The organism is Thalassobacillus sp. C254, from assembly GCF_001310615.1.
On sequence record NZ_BAXQ01000074.1, the window covers coordinates 1 to 615 of the forward strand.

1 pseudogene is annotated in these 615 nt (G+C 33.2%); it reads left to right on the plus strand.

Annotation, left to right across the window (positions count from 1 at the left end):
- Positions 1-522: pseudogene (locus tag JCM19033_RS24685) on the plus strand (hypothetical protein); the annotation flags it as partial.
- Positions 523-615: the final 93 nt, after the last annotated feature.

The following is a 615-nucleotide window of genomic DNA, read 5'->3' on the forward strand; positions in this document are numbered from 1 at the left end:
CTAAAGCAGTTACATAGTGAATATCAAACTGTAGAGCAGTTTGTTACCTATTTGTCTGCAATAGAAACTTGGCTAGTTGATTTTAAAATTAAATATTTTCAAGAACTTTTAAAAATGGGTGAATTTGAATCGATAAATGCTTTATTAAAATGGGCTTCTAAACAGCCAGTGTATGAAAAGAAAAACAATAAGTTGATTAAAACCTTACTAACTACTCAAAAGGAAAATGAAGGTGAACTGCTAGAGGATATATCTCAGAATTGCTTAACAATGACAATAGATAATTGGACTGACAATTCGGCCCAATTACTTAAAAAGTATTTCGTTGAGGCTTTAAATCAAGATAGTAATACCGACAAAGATTACACCGAAGTTGTAATAAACGGTGAGAGTAAAGTGATTTCTCAGACCGAACTTTCTCCCAAGTCTAAAACACTGTTAAATAACGTAGAGAGAATTTTAAAAAATGGAGGGCGAAATGTGCCTAGTAAAGAAATAGAATATATTGTTTTAAAATGGTAGAGGAATTTGTAGAGTAGGTAGGTGGAAGGATAGATGCAGAGAAAACCAGTCCATGTAGCGATGTTTAGCGGAGGAGCAGCTAGTTCTTATATC